Source organism: Paenibacillus sp. V4I3, from assembly GCF_030817215.1.
GTDB lineage: Bacteria > Bacillota > Bacilli > Paenibacillales > NBRC-103111 > Paenibacillus_E.
In genome coordinates this window covers 5,793,593-5,809,101 of the sequence record NZ_JAUSZA010000001.1, presented here as the reverse complement: position 1 = coordinate 5,809,101, position 15,509 = coordinate 5,793,593, and the positions used below count along the sequence as shown (strand labels likewise).

Here is a 15,509-nt window from a genome sequence, read left to right as displayed (position 1 = left end):
GTGATTAAGCTTAAGTTCGATACGCCGTAAGGTGTATGTTCATTTGCTTTTTAACGAGGGTGGTACCGCGAGTTAAAGTTTCTCGTCCCTTTTGGGGATGAGAGGCTTTTTTTGTTTTTCTAACAACATAAAGTTTAAGGCAGGAATGGAGTGGTTGGCATGGATTATGGCAAAACATTAAATTTACTACAAACGGAGTTTCCGATGAGAGGCAATTTGCCGCAGGCGGAACCGAAAATTCAAGAACACTGGGAAGCTGAAGACATTTATGCCAAAGTGCAGGAGAGTCGCAAAGGCAGAACAAAATTCATTCTGCATGATGGACCTCCGTACGCGAACGGTGATATTCATATCGGACATGCGTTAAACAAGGTATTGAAAGATATCATCGTGCGATTCAAAACATTACAAGGCTTCGATGCGCCATATGTTCCAGGCTGGGATACACACGGATTGCCAATTGAGCAGGTGATTACGAACAGTGGGAAAGTCGATCGTAAAAAAATGACCGTCCCTGAGTTCCGTGAATATTGCAAAGAGTACGCCCTTCAGTCTGTTGAGAAACAGAAGAGCCAATTCCAACGTCTGGGTATTCGCGGTGACTGGAAGAATCCATATATCACACTGCAGCCGAATTATGAAGCTCAGCAAATTCGGGTTTTCGGCAAGATGGTACAAAAAGGCTTTGTATACAAAGGTTTGAAGCCTGTTTATTGGTCCCCATCTTCCGAAAGTGCACTTGCAGAAGCTGAAATTGAGTACAAAGAAAAAACCTCCACTTCCATTTATGTGGCGTTCCCTGTTAAAGACGGCAAAGGCAAGCTGCCGCAGGATGCCGCTATTGTGATCTGGACGACAACGGCATGGACACTGCCAGCCAACCTGGGCATTTCACTTCATCCTGAGTTCGACTATGCTGTTGTTCAAGCCGGTGGGAAGAAATATGTACTCGCACAAGGTTTACTTGCAGCTGCAGCTAAGGAAATTGGCTGGACCGATTACGAAGTGTTATCGACGGTAAAAGGCAGCGAGCTCGAGTTCGTTACGTGCCAGCATCCGTTCTATGACCGTGAATCGCTTGTGATGGTTGGCGAACATGTGACACTAGAAGCGGGTACAGGCTGTGTACACACGGCTCCTGGACATGGGGAAGACGACTTCGCAATTGGACAACGTTATAACATCGGAGTGCTATGTCCTGTAGATGATCAAGGGCATTTCACAGCTGAAGCACCAGGGTTTGAAGGCATGTTCTACGAAAAAGGCGGCAAGCTGATTATCGAGAAGCTGCAAGAATCAGGTCTATTACTTAAAGCTGGCGAAATTCAGCATCAATATGCCCATGATTGGCGCACGAAGAAGCCTGTTATTTATAGAGCAACAGAGCAGTGGTTCGCGTCTATCGATAAATTCAGACAAGAGATGCTGGATGAAATCAAACAAGTCAAGTGGACGCCAGAGTGGGGCGAAATCCGCCTGCATAACATGATTGCAGATCGCGGAGACTGGTGTATTTCGAGGCAGCGTGCATGGGGGGTTCCTATTCCAATCTTCTACTGCCGCAGCTGTAACGAACCGCTAGTCAATGAGCAAACCATTGAACATGTGGCACAGTTATTTGAGCAAGAAGGCTCAAATGCTTGGTTTATCAAGGATGAAAAAGATCTCCTTCCTCAGAGAACTAGCTGCTCCAAATGTGGTCATGGTGAGTTCCGTAAGGAAACGGATATCATGGACGTATGGTTTGATTCTGGTTCTAGCCATGTGGCTGTTTTAGAATCCCGTCCTGAGCTGCAGTGGCCTGCGGATCTGTATTTAGAGGGGTCTGACCAGTACCGTGGATGGTTTAACTCCTCCCTCATTACAGGTGTTGCCACAAGAGAGAAATCGCCATATAAAGGCGTTCTCAGCCATGGCTTTACGCTGGATGGAGAAGGACGGAAAATGTCCAAGTCGATCGGTAACACGATTGATCCGAATGTTGTGTGTGGTAAGCTAGGCGCCGATATCTTGCGTCTGTGGGTATCCTCAGTCGACTATCAATCGGATCACCGGATCTCGGATAATATCTTGAACCAAACAACGGAAGTATACCGTAAAATTCGCAACACGATGCGCTTCTTGCTGGGTAACATGAGTCATTTCAACCCAGAAACAGATCGTGTTGCAACGGAAAGTTTATCTGAGCTCGATCGTTATGCCTTGATCCGCTTGAATCGCATGATTGAGAAGGTAGTGAAGGCTTATGAAGCGTATGAATTCCATGTCGTTTACCAAACGATTCATCATTTCTGCGCGGTTGAAATGAGCTCTTTCTACTTAGATATTATCAAGGATCGTTTATATGCAAACGCGCCTCATGATTCTTCTCGGAAAGCTTCGCAAACCGTATTATATGCTACCTTAACTGCGATTACGAAGTTGATCTCACCTATTCTTCCACATACAGCAGATGAAGTATGGAAGTACATTCCTGGAGTTGAACTCAGCAGTGTGCAATTAGCAGAGCTGCCGGAAGTTGATTCAAGTTTATACAAGGAAGAATTGGAAAATAAATGGAATAGCTTCCTGGATGTTAGAGATGAAGTGCTGAAAGCTCTCGAAGAAGCACGTAAAGAGAAAGTAATCGGTAACTCGTTAGGTGCTGCTGTACACTTATATCCGAATGAAGCCACTTACGGCTTACTTATGCAATTGGAGCAGTTGGATCAGCTGTTCATCGTGTCTGCTGTGACCGTGCATAAACCTGGTACGGATGCTCCTGTTGGGGTGTATCAATCGAAGGATGCTGCTATTGCTATCACTGTAGCTGAAGGCGAGAAGTGCGAGCGCTGCTGGATAGTGACTCCTGAGGTGGGGCAAAGTAAAGAACATCCGACACTTTGTGCCAGATGTAATGACGTTGTTTCGGCTCATTACCACGAGTAAAGGAAGCAAACGAGCTTTCGCTATATGCGAAGCTCGTTTGTCCTATTTTTTCTAGAGCTGCTCATCCTCTGAGCCGGAAAGGTTTTCTGGTTCGAGTAGAGGATCGCCCTCACCGTTATGCATATAATCACGGTAGGCCTTGCCTCTAACAATGGTAACATGTTCACCATATAGGTCTGTCGCAACAAAGCTCTCGAAAGACTCAACATAACCAACGTGTTCATCAGCTTCCACATACATTTCATCATAGCTTTCAACGTTGGGATCTTCAGCAAATGCAGGTGAATTGGAGGTGCCCCAACTTTCAACGATTTGCCAGGCATCCTCACCATCGAATTCGGTCTCATCGTCACGTTCGTCAAAGCTGGTTCGGCCAAAAGGTGGGTAGAGCACTTGTTCTTCAACAGGTCTTCTGAATGATCGATCAGGATCTGGAACGTGTTCTAAGCTGTAAATTGTGGTAGGGATAGCTTGAAGGCGCTCAAAGGGAATCGGTTGTTTGCTGAACACACATATGCCATATTCTCCACTCTCCATGCGAGCTAAGGCTTCATTGACTTGATTTAAATGAAATTCAGCATGTTCGTTGAGTGAAATATCTTTTTCTCGTTCGTAAATTTCTGTGGCGATGTCTCCTGGATGATTATCGTACATGGAGAGCTCACCGGTACTATCTTTGAAAGAATTGGACAGGCCGTAATTATCATTCGTGGCAAAATGTTTCTCGAGATAAAGCTTTTCCTCCAATAATTGCAGATATAATTCTCTTAATTGCTCCTCGGATAAATGGCTCATAGGTCGTCGTACAGCTCCTTTCTAACAGCTGATGCATACCGTTATAATGCCGAGTGACAGCTTTTTTTAGTGAGGTAATTCCTTGAAACTAAGGAAATAAGGAACTTGTTTAAGCTTACGAAGTAAGTTTTGCTAAAGCAAAACTCTCAGGAGGAAAAGATAATGAAATATTATTTTTATGCGCTCATCGTATTTATTTTGGATCAAGTATCCAAATGGTTTATTGTAAAACGGATTCCACTTGGCGAGGAACGTCCAGTGCTGGGTGATTTCTTCATCCTGACGTCGCATCGCAATAGGGGAGCGGCATTTGGTATTTTGCAAAACCAAAGATGGTTTTTCATTGTGATTACGCTCATTGTTGTGATTGGTATTCTCTGGTACATGCGTCGGACGATTAGTGAAAGAAAAGTTTTGCTATCTTTTGCGCTTAGTCTTCTGCTAGGAGGAGCAATCGGTAATTTCATTGATCGAGCTTTATTCGGTGAAGTTGTGGATTTCCTGCAGTTTACCTTTGATTTTAGCTTGTTCGGCAAAGCCATTTATTATATTTATCCGATTTTCAATCTAGCTGATTCGGCCATCGTGATCGGGGTAATCCTGATTTTCTTAGAATCGTTACTTACTTGGAGAAAAGAGAAAAAAGGAGCAACGAATGAACACAAATCAGACCTCATCTGAGGCCGCGACTAATGATGTCGTCGAATGGACAGTTGAAGTACAGTATGCCAGTGAACGTATTGATAAATTCATTACGGAAGCATTGGAAGAAGATGTGTCGAGAACACTCGTTCAGCAATGGGTCAAAGACGGGCATGTTAAAGTGAATGGGAAAGCAATAAAACCAAACTATAAGCTGTCTGAACAAGATGTTATTTCTTTGCGCATTCCTGAACCACAGGGTGTTGAGCTTGCCGCGGAAAACATTCCTCTTAATGTGGTATACGAAGACGCTGATGTCATCGTGATCAATAAACAGCGGGGACTTGTCGTTCATCCAGCACCTGGCCATTACTCTGGTACATTGGTTAACGCATTAATGTACCATTGCAAGGATCTATCTGGTATCAACGGAGAACTGCGTCCTGGAATCGTACATCGAATTGATAAGGACACATCCGGGCTTATCATGTCAGCAAAGAATGACAAAGCACACGCTAGCTTAGCTGAGCAGTTAAAGGCTCATACAGTCAATCGCAAATATATCGCCTTGGTACATGGGAATCTACAGCATGATCAAGGTACCATTGACGCTCCGATAGGTCGCGATTCAAATGACCGCAAGATGTATACGGTAACGGAGAAAAACAGTAAGCAAGCGGTAACTCATTTCGTAGTTATTGAACGCTTTGGCGATTTCACCTTGGTGGAATTAAAGCTGGAAACAGGAAGAACCCATCAAATTCGTGTGCATATGAAATTCATAGGTCACCCTCTTGTAGGTGATCCGATGTATGGCAAGAGCAAAGGGATGCTCATGGATGGCCAGGCGCTGCACGCTGCCATTCTTGGCTTTAAGCATCCGCGTACAGGGGAATGGTTGCAATTTGAAGCACCGATTCCAGCAGATATGGAACAGCTTCTACAAACAATTCGAACATCCTAGGGTTCTTCCCAATGGGAGAGGAGTGAATCACATGGAGCATCTGATTAATCCGCAAGTGAAAGACATTCAAATTTCAGGCATACGTAAAATTTCTAATCTTGTGAGCACCATTCCAGGCGCTTTGACGTTAACGATTGGACAGCCTGATTTCCCGACGCCGCGGCATATTATTGAGGCTGGGCAGAGGGCTTTGGATCAAAATAAAACGGTTTATACGCAAAATCCCGGACTATTGGAACTGCGAGAAGCAGTATCCAGTTTTGTTCAAACTAAGTATGGCCAACAATACCGCGCGGCTGATGAAATTATCGTGACAGCTGGAGCGAGTCAAGCAGTAGACATTACGTTACGTACCATTCTTACACCTGGTGCTGAAGTTATTATTCCCGCACCTATATACCCTGGGTACGAGCCTTTAATCAGATTAGCAGGGGGAATCCCTGTCTACGTCGATACTAGACCGAATGGCTTGAAATTAACGGCAGAGTTACTTGAGCCTTATCTTTCAGCCAACACACGCTGCGTTATCTTATGTTACCCGTCTAATCCTACAGGCCAAGTACTCACGGAGCAGGAATTGGCCGATTTGGCTCAATTATTAGAAGATCGGGAATTGTTTATTTTATCCGATGAAATTTATAGTGAGCTTGTTTACGGTGTTCGTCATCAGTCTATTGCAACGATGGGCAAGCTGCGTGAGAAAACGATTGTCATTAATGGCCTCTCCAAATCCCATGCTATGACAGGCTGGCGAGTTGGATTTACATTAGCGCCGGCTTACATTACGGAGCATATGGTCAAGGTGCATCAGTATAATGTAACTTGCGCAAGCTCTGTAAGCCAGTATGCGGCATTAGAGGCTCTGACAGTAGGTATAGATGATGCTCTGCCTATGCGCAATGCCTATGAAGTTCGTAGGGATTATGTCTATGACCGTTTACTTGCTATGGGCTTCGAGTTGGAGAAGCCGAATGGGGCTTTTTATTTGTTCCCTTCCATAGCGAAGTTTGGATTATCCTCTCAGGAATTTACCATGAGGTTGCTTCATGAGGAACATGTTGCTGTTGTTCCTGGAGATGCTTTCACTTCTTACGGAGAAGGTTATATCCGAATTTCTTATGCTTATTCACAAGAAGTATTGGAACAGTCACTTGATCGTCTTGAGCGCTTTGTCAATAAACTAGCGTGAGCTAGCTAATTGTAAAGCATTTTATTAGTCGACATTACATTAATGACAATACGAAAAAACCTCCAAATCCACAATGAAAGTGGGTTGGAGGTTTTTCTTTGTTATTAATTAGATTTAAATCGTAAATACGCTGTAATGGTATCTATGGCTACATCAATAGCGCTCTCGTTAGGATCAAGCTTGGCGTTATGCAACCCATGAGGGGTGTCTACCCCTAACCAGAACATGAAGCCAGGTATTTGCTCCAAAAAGTAGCCAAAGTCTTCGCCTGTCATCGCTTCTGTACACTCCACAAGCTGTATATTATCGTTACCGCGCAGCCAGTCCATGAATTCCACGGTCAAAGCAGGATCATTGAACACTTGGCGGTAATTCGAGCCATAATCAATGGAGATTTGACACTCGAAGGAACTTTCGATCCCTGCAGCTACAGCTTCGATGCGTTTCTTGATCTTGTTCATAGAATCAGCGGAAAGGGTGCGAATCGTGCCTTCCAAGCGGGCTTTTTCCGCAATGATGTTTTGCTTTGTACCGGCTTCCATTTTACCAATGGTAATGACGGCCGAATCAAGCGGATTCACATTACGGGAAACAATGGTTTGCAGTTGACCGACCATTTGTGTCGCCGCTATGATCATATCGTTTGCTTGGTGCGGGTAAGCGGCATGTCCACCTTTGCCTAGCAGGTCAATGAACAGCTCAGACGTATTGGCAAACAAGATCTCCGGCCTCGTGGCAATCGTGCCTACTGGATACTCAGGTGCTATATGGAGAGCAACCATCTGGTCGGGCTTCCAATCCTTCAATTCTTCAGCAGCAAGCATGGGTAAAGCGCCGCCTGGGCCTTCTTCTGCCGGCTGAAATAACACAATTAGGTCATCCTGCATAGGCTGCTGAGCGAAATGGGTAACAACGCCCATCCCAATTGACATGTGAAAATCATGTCCGCACGCATGCATGTAACCTGGATGCTGGGATGGAAACGGAAGAGAGGTCTCTTCCGTAATGGGCAGCCCGTCCATATCTGCACGATATCCGAAGCGTTTGGTAGGATTCGTACCTTTGATGTAAACCAGAATGCCAGTGCGCCAAGTGCGAATCGTCAGTCTATCCTGAGGAAGCTTTGATAGATGGTCAAGGAGAAGCTGTTGCGTTTTGAACTCTTGAAAGCCCGGCTCCGGAATTTGGTGAAGCTGACGGCGCAGCTCTATGAATGGGCTAAGCATGGTGAATTCCTCCAGAACACCTTACAGGGTGCGCAGATCTTGTAAAATTTCTGTTTTGGACTTCGTTTTATCGTCCACTTTCTTAATCACTCGTGCAGGTGCTCCTGCTACAACCGTATATTCTTCTACGTCTTGTGTAACGATAGCGCCGGCAGCAACAACAGATCCTTTTCCGATGCGAACACCTTCCAAGATAACGGCATTCGCTCCAACAAGCACATCATCCTCAATCACACAAGGCTGTGCGGAAGGGGGCTCGATAACGCCTGCTACTACTGCACCAGCACCGATGTGACACATTTTGCCGACTTGTGCTCTACCGCCAAGAACAGCATTCATGTCGATCATTGTACCATCGCCAACAGAAGCGCCAATATTAATGAGAGCACCCATCATGATGACGGCGTTATCTCCGATATGTACTTTATCACGAATGATCGCACCTGGTTCAATGCGCGCATTGATTGGCTTCAGATCAAGCATTGGAATCGCAGAATTGCGACGATCCGCTTCAACTACGAAATCAGCGATTTGCGCTTTGTTTGCTTCAAGAATGGGCTGGATTTCGCTCCATTCGCCAAAAACAACTCCGCTTTCACCGGATAAGAAGGTTTGGCTGCCTTCGCCAAAGTTAATACCTTCAAGGTTTCCTTTTACGTATACTTTAACAGGGGTCTTTTTCTTGCTTTCTTTAATAAACTGAATAATTTCTAACGTATTCATCTCGGTCATGGTGACATCTCCTTAAAATTTAGATTGACTCTCCTATATTATCAGAAAGGGGGCATTTCGGCCAATGTGTATTCATATAGCTTTTTGAGCGAACTGACTATTGTACAGATCTGCATAAAAGCCGTGCTGTTCCAATAGCTGTTCATGTGTTCCTTGTTCAATAACAGTACCATGATTCATAACAAGAATGAGATCGGCATCTCGTATGGTGGAAAGTCGATGTGCAATGACGAAGCTTGTGCGCCCTTCCATCAGGTTACTCATCGCCTTTTGGATGGACACTTCCGTGCGTGTATCTACGCTGCTCGTCGCTTCATCAAGAATCAAAATGGTTGGATCCGCAAGTATGGCGCGAGCAATGGTGAGAAGCTGCTTTTGCCCATGTGAAAGGTTGGATGCTTCTTCATTCAGCTTGGTATCGTAACCTTCCGGCAAGGTTCGAATGAAATGATCAGCATAGGCCGCGCGAGCAGCACTAACGATCTCGTCTTCAGTGGCACCATGACGTCCGTAAGCGATATTCTCGCGAATCGTTCCGTTGAACAGCCATGTGTCTTGCAGTACCATACCGAACAGTCCGCGCAGATGACTGCGTGACATTTCACGTGTGTCTACCGCATCAATGGAAATCGTACCACCCTTTAATTCGTAGAAACGCATCAGTAGATTGACAATCGTTGTTTTACCCGCACCTGTGGGGCCAACAATGGCAACCGTTTGTCCTGGCTCTACTTGGATATTCATATCTTGAATTAACGGGGTAGTATCCTCTTTGTAAGTAAAGGTAACCTGTTTAAATTGAACATGACCTTGGACATTCTGGGTCGTTTTTACATGGGTGATTTCCTGTACTTCCTCAGGCTCATCTAACAACTCGAAGATACGTTCCGCGGCGGCGATTGTTGATTGAATCACGTTAGCTATATTAGCTACCTGTGCAATCGGCATCCCAAATTGCCCTGAGTATTGAATAAACGCAAGAATATCTCCGATTTTAATAGCCCCATTTGTTACCATGATGCCACCAATCACACTGACCAATACGTAGCCGATATTCCCGATAAAGGACATAAGGGGGAAAATCATCCCCGAGATAAACTGTGCACGCCAGCCTAAATGATACAAACGTTCATTAATTTCATTGAATTGCTCAACCGATTTATGCTCACGGCCGAAAGCTTTGACAATGGTATGGCCTGTGTACATTTCTTCCACGTGACCATTCAGTTCACCGAGTGTTTTTTGTTGTCCTTTAAAAAACTTCTGAGACCGTGATGCAATCATTTTCGTTCCCAAAATGCTGAGCGGCAAGGTTACGATGGTGGCCAAGGTCAACAAAGGACTAATGGTTAGCATCATAATAATGATCCCGACTAAGGTCACGATTGAAGTAATCAACTGTGTCAAGCTTTGCTGCATGGTAGAACTGATCGTATCTACGTCGTTAGTAGCTCGGCTCATCGTGTCCCCATGACTGCGTGAGTCGAATAAGGAGAGAGGTACTCGGGTGAGCTTCTCGCTAATATCTCTACGAAGATTAAATACGATTTTCTGTGTGACACCGACCATAATCCACTGTTGGATGAAGGTGAGTATGGCGCTGAGTATGTAGAGAGCTGAAAGAATAAAAACGATTTGGAAAATGGCATCAAAGTCAATTTTGGCGCCGGCAACACCTTTGAGCTTCGCGATAGAGCCTTCATACAATATGGTTGTTGCGTTACCCATGAGTTTGGGACTAATAATACTGAAGAGTGTGCTGAGCACAGCCGAGATAAAAACAAGCAGGATAGATATACGGAAAGGACTCATATAACTCGACAACCGTCGTATTGTTCCCTTGAAATCCTTAGCCTTCTGGACTGGCATTCCCATGCCGCCCATGCCGCCTCGGCCAAAGTGACCGGGGTTTACCCCCGCTTGAGAAGGAGCTTTCTCTTTTGGTTTGTCACTCATGCAATTTCCTCCTCTGACAGCTGAGAAGCAACAATTTCTTGATACACAACACATGTTTTCATCAGTTCTGAATGGGTGCCTATCCCTGCAATTTGTCCTTCTTCCAGTACGATAATTCGGTTAGCGTCCATAATTGTACTGACGCGTTGGGCGACAATAATCATCGTTGCTTGCTCGGTTTCGGTTTTGAGGGCTGCCCGAAGCTTAGCATCTGTTTTGAAATCAAGTGCAGAGAAGCTATCATCAAATACATAAATGTTCGGTTTACGAACAAGTGCACGGGCAATGGCAAGCCGCTGCTTCTGGCCACCGGACAGGTTCGTGCCACCTTGGGCGAGAACAGCTTGATAGCCTTCTTTCATCTCGGCGATGAAATCTGCAGCTTGCGCAGTGGTCGCAGCATGCTGGATTTCATCTTCCGTTGCCATCTCACGTCCAAAACGAATGTTATCCGCAACTGTTCCTGAGAAAAGCGCCGCCTTTTGTGGGACATAACCGATTTGCTGTCTTAGGCTTTCTAACTTCAAAGTAGGCAGGGGATGACCATCTAAGATGATAGTGCCGGACTCAACATCATAGAAGCGCAACAGTAAATGAATGAGGGTCGTCTTGCCCGATCCGGTTCCTCCAATAATCGCTGTTACCTCACCAGGCTCAGCGCGGAAGGATAGATCACGAATTGCTGGTTGTTCAGCCCCCGGATAACTAAAGGATACATGCTTAAACTCAACAGCAGCTTGATTGGAATTTAGAGATTTCGCCATTTCGGTGCTATTTATGTTAGATTGTAGTTCTAAAACTTCATTAATACGGACAGAAGAAGCAGATGCACGTGGAATCATCATGAAAATCATCGTCATCATGAACATTGAAAACATAATTTGCATGGCATATTGGATAAAGGCCATTAAGTCACCAATCTGCATTTGATTGGCATCAATGCGAACTCCGCCGTACCAAAGAATGACGACAACCCCAAGATTAAATACAAGCATCATGATGGGCATCATCGTGGACATGATTACATTTACTTTTACGGCTGTTTGCGTGTAATCCAGGTTCGCTTTTTCGAATTTACGCTTTTCATGTTCGGAACGGTTAAAGGCGCGAATGACGCGGATACCGGTTAAATTTTCACGCAGCACGAGATTGATGCCATCGATTTTGATCTGCAATGTTTTGAATAAGGGAAGTCCTTTACGCATGATCCCTACAATAGCAAGTGCAAGAATCGGGATGATAGAAATTAATACAATGGCGAGATGAGCGTCCTTATAAGTGGCCATGATGACTCCGCCGACTAGCATCGTAGGTGCGCCGATGAACATCCGCATCATGACAATCACTTGCTGAACTTGTGCGATGTCATTCGTGGTTCTGGTAATGAGGGAGGAAGTACCGAGTTTATCAAATTCGTGCAAGGAGAAGCTTTCAACATGGGTAAAAAGCGTTCGTCGTAAATCCTTGCCGAATCCTGTCGCCGTTCGTGCCAACAAGTAGCTTGCGATGATGACACAAACCATCGCGCCCATGGCTACTAAAAGCATGTAAGCGCCAAACCGGAGAATATAAGGAATATCTCCTTTCATAACCCCGACATCGACAATGTCAGCGAGCAGTGTTGGCAGGTACAACTGCGCCAGTGATTGCAATAGCATCAAAGTAATAATCGCAACCACAGAAATTTTGTACGGTTTCAGAAGCCGAAACAGTTTGAACATGGGTTCCTCCTTAGCGTTTTGCCTTAACAAAACTGGCATTATAAGCGTTGCTGAGTTTTCGCGAGAAAACGGACAAAGCTCGTGTTTTTATATGTAAATTATAACACATGGCTGAGCGCTAGCTCAAAGCAAGTTCATGAAATAGATATTGACTTATCGTGTCGAAAGTGGGATAATTCTTTTAATTAAATATGTACCTTTAAAAACAGTCCAGAGAGGCTGGCAAGGTAGTCGATGAGAAAAGACGGGATATACTGAGTCGCGGATTCAGTGTATGACTAAGCTTGGGGATGTGCGCATCCTTATGCCCCGCTCTGTATCTTTATGCTCTCGTAACTCCTTGCCAACAAATGGCAAGGAGTTTTTTGGTTTTGCTAAAGCAAAACTCAGCTAATGCTTACGATGCAAGTTTTCCTACGGAAAACTCAGCCAATGCTTACGATGTCAGTTTTGCTAAAGCAAAACTCTTAGGAGGCGATAAAGATGAATGAAACGGCCGAACACACGATTATTGATGAAATGGGAATTCGCAGAGCACTAACACGGATTGCACATGAGATACTGGAAAAGAATAAAGGGGTAGAGGATTGTACCTTGATTGGGATTCGGACCCGTGGTATTTACTTGGCCAAGCGAGTAGCAGAGCGAATTCTTGAGATTGAAGGTGTGCCGATTCCTGTCGGTGAGATTGATATCACTTCTTATCGTGATGATCGCGTGAAGGTGAAATCAGTGGAAAATGTTCAGGAAGGCGGTAAGATCCAAATTCAAGACCGCAAAATCATCCTGTTCGATGATGTGCTTTACACCGGAAGAACAGTGAGAGCAGCTATGGATGCATTGATCGATCTGGGCAGACCGCAGATGATCCAGCTAGCCGTACTAGTTGACAGGGGGCATCGTGAATTGCCCATTCGCCCTGATTATGTAGGAAAGAACGTACCTACCTCCAAAAGTGAAAGTATTGAAGTGCTGCTTACGGAAATCGATGATAAAGATGGCGTCATTATACTTCAACAGAGGGGGAAACAGGAGTGAGTATCGTGAGTATACAAACCAAGCATTTTCTAGGATTGAAAGGCGTAAGCGCAGGGGAGATAACGAGCATTCTTGATCGTGCTGCCTACTGGGAACAATATCCTTCGAAGGTGACGAATCAATTTCAAGGCAAATTCGTTTCCAACTTGTTTTTTGAAAATAGTACAAGAACTCGGTTCTCCTTTGAACTGGCGCAAAAGCGGCTCGGAGCCGACGTGCTCAATTTCTCCGCTGCGGAATCCAGTGTACAAAAAGGGGAGTCCATCTACGATACAGTCCGTACACTCGAGTCCATGGGCATCGATGCCGGTATCATCCGTTTGAAGCCGAACGGTGTCCTGCAAGAGCTGGCTGAGAAAATCAAAATCCCGCTCATTAACGCGGGGGACGGCAATAACGAGCATCCAACGCAGGCGCTGCTCGATTTCTACACGATGCGCAAACAGTTCGGCGCCATCAAAGGTTTGACGGTCTCCATCATCGGAGACATCCTGCACAGTCGTGTCGCTCGCTCCAACCTATGGGGACTCATTGCCTTAGGAGCAAAGGTGCAGTTCTGCGCGCCCGAAAGCATGCAAGCTCCGGAGTTGGCTGAATTTGCTCCATATGTGTCCTTCGAGGAAGCACTGAAAGCTGATGTGGTCATGATGCTGCGTGTACAGCTTGAACGGCACGACAAAGGAATTATTCGCTCGGCAGAGGAATATCGCGAGCAATACGGGCTAACGGCAGAGCGTGCAAGCCGCATGGCTCCTCACGCAATCATCATGCATCCGGCTCCGGTGAATCGAAATGTAGAGCTTGATGATGAGTTGGTTGAACACGAGAAATCCAAAATTTTCACACAAATTGCTCACGGTGTTCCGATTCGTATGGCGGTCATCGAACGAGCTTTATCATAAAACAGGGGGACTTCAACACAATGGGCATTTGGATATTAAACGGACTTACCGTCGATGTAAATAATGTACAAGCGAAGAAACACATTTTGGTAGAGAATGATAAAATTGCAAAGGTTATTGATGTAGTAGAAGGTTCGGCTCCACAAACTGAAGGCCATGAAGTCATTGATGCAGCAGGTAAGCTAGTGACTCCAGGATTCATCGATATGCATGTCCACCTGAGAGAGCCTGGATTTGAACATAAAGAAAATATCGCGACCGGAACACGTTCCGCAGCAAGAGGCGGCTTCACAACTATAGCTTGCATGCCGAATACAAGACCTGTGATCGATACCGTTGATACAGTGAACTACATATTGGATAAAGCTGCAACGGAAGGTGTCGTCCGTGTTCTTCCATACGGTACGATTACGAAGAACGAGCTCGGCCGCGAGTTGACTGATTTCGCTGCGCTGAAAGAAGCGGGCGTCATCGGCTACACAGACGATGGTGTCGGCGTGCAAAGCGCGCAAATGATGAAAGATGCGATGGCTTTGGCTGCATCGATCGGTATGCCAATCATCGCACATTGCGAGGATGACACGCTTGTAGTTGGCGCGCCGGTAAGCGAAGGCGCGTTCGCGAAGAAGCACGGACTGAAGGGAATCCCGAACGAGTCCGAGGCGATTCATGTGGGCCGCGACGTGCTGCTAGCCGAAGCGACGGGTGTTCACTATCACGTGTGCCACGTAAGCACCGAGCAGTCCGTTCGTCTGATCCGCCATGCGAAGCAGTTCGGCATTAAAGTGACTGCCGAGGTATGTCCACATCACCTCGTGCTCTCAGATGAAGATATTCCAGGGCTCGATGCCAACTGGAAGATGAACCCGCCGCTGCGCACGCCGCGCGATGTGCAGGCTGTCATTGAAGGTTTGGAAGACGGCACGATAGACATTATCGTAACGGATCACGCGCCGCACACGGAAGAAGAGAAAGAGAAGGGTATGATGCTGGCTCCTTTCGGCATACTCGGCTTCGAAACAGCGTTCTCCCTGCTGTACACGAAATTTGTACTGACAGGCAAATGGTCATTAGGTTTCCTCGTGGATCGTATGACGAAAAAACCTGCCGACGTATTCGGTCTTCCATACGGAACACTTGAAGTAGGCAGTGCTGCTGATATCACCATCGTGGATTTGGAAACAGAGCGCGAAGTTCTCAAAGAAGAGATCGTTTCACGCAGCAAAAACACGCCATTCATCGGCTGGAAGCTGCAAGGCTGGCCGGTTGTTACAATCGCTTCCGGTAAAGTGGTTTGGTCATAAACCGTTCTTAAATGGCATTGAAATCAAGCATAAATCCGCATTAAGATCTATACGCAGGCCGAAAAATCGTGTATATTTATACAGAATGATTGCTTTTTATGCAAATCTTATG

Annotated in this window: 12 protein-coding genes and 1 other annotated feature (1 of these 13 cut by a window edge); of the genes, 7 read left to right on the top strand and 5 right to left on the bottom strand. The window is 45.6% G+C overall.

The window, feature by feature from the left end:
- Positions 1–93, top strand: a binding site (T-box leader); it begins 156 nt to the left of the window's first position.
- Positions 94–159: 66 nt separating this feature from the next.
- Positions 160–2,928: an isoleucine--tRNA ligase gene (gene ileS / locus QFZ77_RS27105; protein WP_307444226.1), complete on the top strand. Its 2,769-nt coding sequence runs from the start codon at positions 160–162 to the stop codon at positions 2,926–2,928.
- A gap of 51 nt (positions 2,929–2,979) precedes the next feature.
- Here ileS and QFZ77_RS27100 read toward each other — a convergent pair whose 3' ends face one another.
- On the bottom strand, positions 2,980–3,723 hold the full coding sequence (locus QFZ77_RS27100; RefSeq protein WP_307444224.1) for a TraR/DksA C4-type zinc finger protein: 744 nt from the start codon (positions 3,721–3,723) through the stop codon (positions 2,980–2,982).
- 162 nt (positions 3,724–3,885) lie between these two features.
- Here QFZ77_RS27100 and lspA point away from each other — a divergent pair, with 162 nt between their 5' ends.
- Genes lspA through QFZ77_RS27085 form a run of 3 tightly spaced genes read left to right on the top strand, consistent with a single transcriptional unit; the run spans position 3,886 to position 6,518 of the window.
- Positions 3,886–4,404: a signal peptidase II gene (lspA, locus tag QFZ77_RS27095; RefSeq protein ID WP_307444222.1), complete on the top strand. Its 519-nt coding sequence runs from the start codon at positions 3,886–3,888 to the stop codon at positions 4,402–4,404.
- The gene (locus QFZ77_RS27090) at positions 4,379–5,329 is read left to right on the top strand and encodes an RluA family pseudouridine synthase (protein WP_307444220.1); all 951 of its coding nucleotides are present in this window, start codon (positions 4,379–4,381) and stop codon (positions 5,327–5,329) included. The genes lspA and QFZ77_RS27090 overlap by 26 nt, the downstream gene beginning before the upstream one ends.
- 31 nt (positions 5,330–5,360) lie before the next feature.
- Entirely contained in the window at positions 5,361–6,518 is a 1,158-nt protein-coding gene (locus QFZ77_RS27085) for an aminotransferase A (protein ID WP_307444218.1), read from the top strand.
- A 104-nt stretch (positions 6,519–6,622) separates the two neighbouring features.
- Here the strand turns inward: QFZ77_RS27085 and QFZ77_RS27080 are convergent, their stop codons facing one another.
- The 4 genes from QFZ77_RS27080 to QFZ77_RS27065 form a co-directional block, all read right to left on the bottom strand.
- Complete coding sequence (locus QFZ77_RS27080; RefSeq protein WP_307444216.1) at positions 6,623–7,744, bottom strand: N-acetyldiaminopimelate deacetylase; 1,122 nt, start codon at positions 7,742–7,744, stop codon at positions 6,623–6,625.
- Between the two features lie 21 nt (positions 7,745–7,765).
- The gene (dapD, locus tag QFZ77_RS27075) at positions 7,766–8,476 is read right to left on the bottom strand and encodes a 2,3,4,5-tetrahydropyridine-2,6-dicarboxylate N-acetyltransferase (protein WP_307444214.1); all 711 of its coding nucleotides are present in this window, start codon (positions 8,474–8,476) and stop codon (positions 7,766–7,768) included.
- A 72-nt stretch (positions 8,477–8,548) separates the two neighbouring features.
- Positions 8,549–10,432 (bottom strand): ABC transporter ATP-binding protein, encoded by a 1,884-nt coding sequence (locus tag QFZ77_RS27070; RefSeq protein ID WP_307444213.1) that lies wholly within the window; start codon positions 10,430–10,432, stop codon positions 8,549–8,551.
- Positions 10,429–12,153: an ABC transporter ATP-binding protein gene (locus tag QFZ77_RS27065; protein ID WP_307444211.1), complete on the bottom strand. Its 1,725-nt coding sequence runs from the start codon at positions 12,151–12,153 to the stop codon at positions 10,429–10,431. Before QFZ77_RS27065 ends, QFZ77_RS27070 begins: the two co-directional genes overlap by 4 nt.
- 483 nt (positions 12,154–12,636) lie before the next feature.
- Here QFZ77_RS27065 and pyrR point away from each other — a divergent pair, with 483 nt between their 5' ends.
- From pyrR to QFZ77_RS27050, 3 genes are read left to right on the top strand one after another with little or no spacing between them, the layout of a single operon-like run.
- On the top strand, positions 12,637–13,191 hold the full coding sequence (gene pyrR, locus QFZ77_RS27060) for a bifunctional pyr operon transcriptional regulator/uracil phosphoribosyltransferase PyrR (protein WP_307444209.1): 555 nt from the start codon (positions 12,637–12,639) through the stop codon (positions 13,189–13,191).
- On the top strand, positions 13,188–14,093 hold the full coding sequence (locus QFZ77_RS27055; RefSeq protein ID WP_307444208.1) for an aspartate carbamoyltransferase catalytic subunit: 906 nt from the start codon (positions 13,188–13,190) through the stop codon (positions 14,091–14,093). Before pyrR ends, QFZ77_RS27055 begins: the two co-directional genes overlap by 4 nt.
- A gap of 20 nt (positions 14,094–14,113) precedes the next feature.
- Positions 14,114–15,397 (top strand): dihydroorotase, encoded by a 1,284-nt coding sequence (locus QFZ77_RS27050; RefSeq protein WP_307444206.1) that lies wholly within the window; start codon positions 14,114–14,116, stop codon positions 15,395–15,397.
- Positions 15,398–15,509 lie beyond the last annotated feature (112 nt).

Excerpts from the sequence above, each read along its gene's own strand:
- dapD (WP_307444214.1), bottom strand. The coding sequence starts at position 8,476 with ATGACCGAGATGAATACGTTAGAAATTATTCAGTTTATTAAAGAAAGC.
- QFZ77_RS27090 (WP_307444220.1), top strand. The coding sequence starts at position 4,379 with ATGAACACAAATCAGACCTCATCTGAGGCCGCGACTAATGATGTCGTC.
- QFZ77_RS27050 (WP_307444206.1), top strand. The coding sequence starts at position 14,114 with ATGGGCATTTGGATATTAAACGGACTTACCGTCGATGTAAATAATGTA.
- QFZ77_RS27065 (WP_307444211.1), bottom strand. The coding sequence starts at position 12,153 with ATGTTCAAACTGTTTCGGCTTCTGAAACCGTACAAAATTTCTGTGGTT.
- ileS (WP_307444226.1), top strand. The coding sequence starts at position 160 with ATGGATTATGGCAAAACATTAAATTTACTACAAACGGAGTTTCCGATG.
- QFZ77_RS27085 (WP_307444218.1), top strand. The coding sequence starts at position 5,361 with ATGGAGCATCTGATTAATCCGCAAGTGAAAGACATTCAAATTTCAGGC.
- QFZ77_RS27070 (WP_307444213.1), bottom strand. The coding sequence starts at position 10,432 with ATGAGTGACAAACCAAAAGAGAAAGCTCCTTCTCAAGCGGGGGTAAAC.
- QFZ77_RS27100 (WP_307444224.1), bottom strand. The coding sequence starts at position 3,723 with ATGAGCCATTTATCCGAGGAGCAATTAAGAGAATTATATCTGCAATTA.
- lspA (WP_307444222.1), top strand. The coding sequence starts at position 3,886 with ATGAAATATTATTTTTATGCGCTCATCGTATTTATTTTGGATCAAGTA.
- QFZ77_RS27080 (WP_307444216.1), bottom strand. The coding sequence starts at position 7,744 with ATGCTTAGCCCATTCATAGAGCTGCGCCGTCAGCTTCACCAAATTCCG.
- pyrR (WP_307444209.1), top strand. The coding sequence starts at position 12,637 with ATGAATGAAACGGCCGAACACACGATTATTGATGAAATGGGAATTCGC.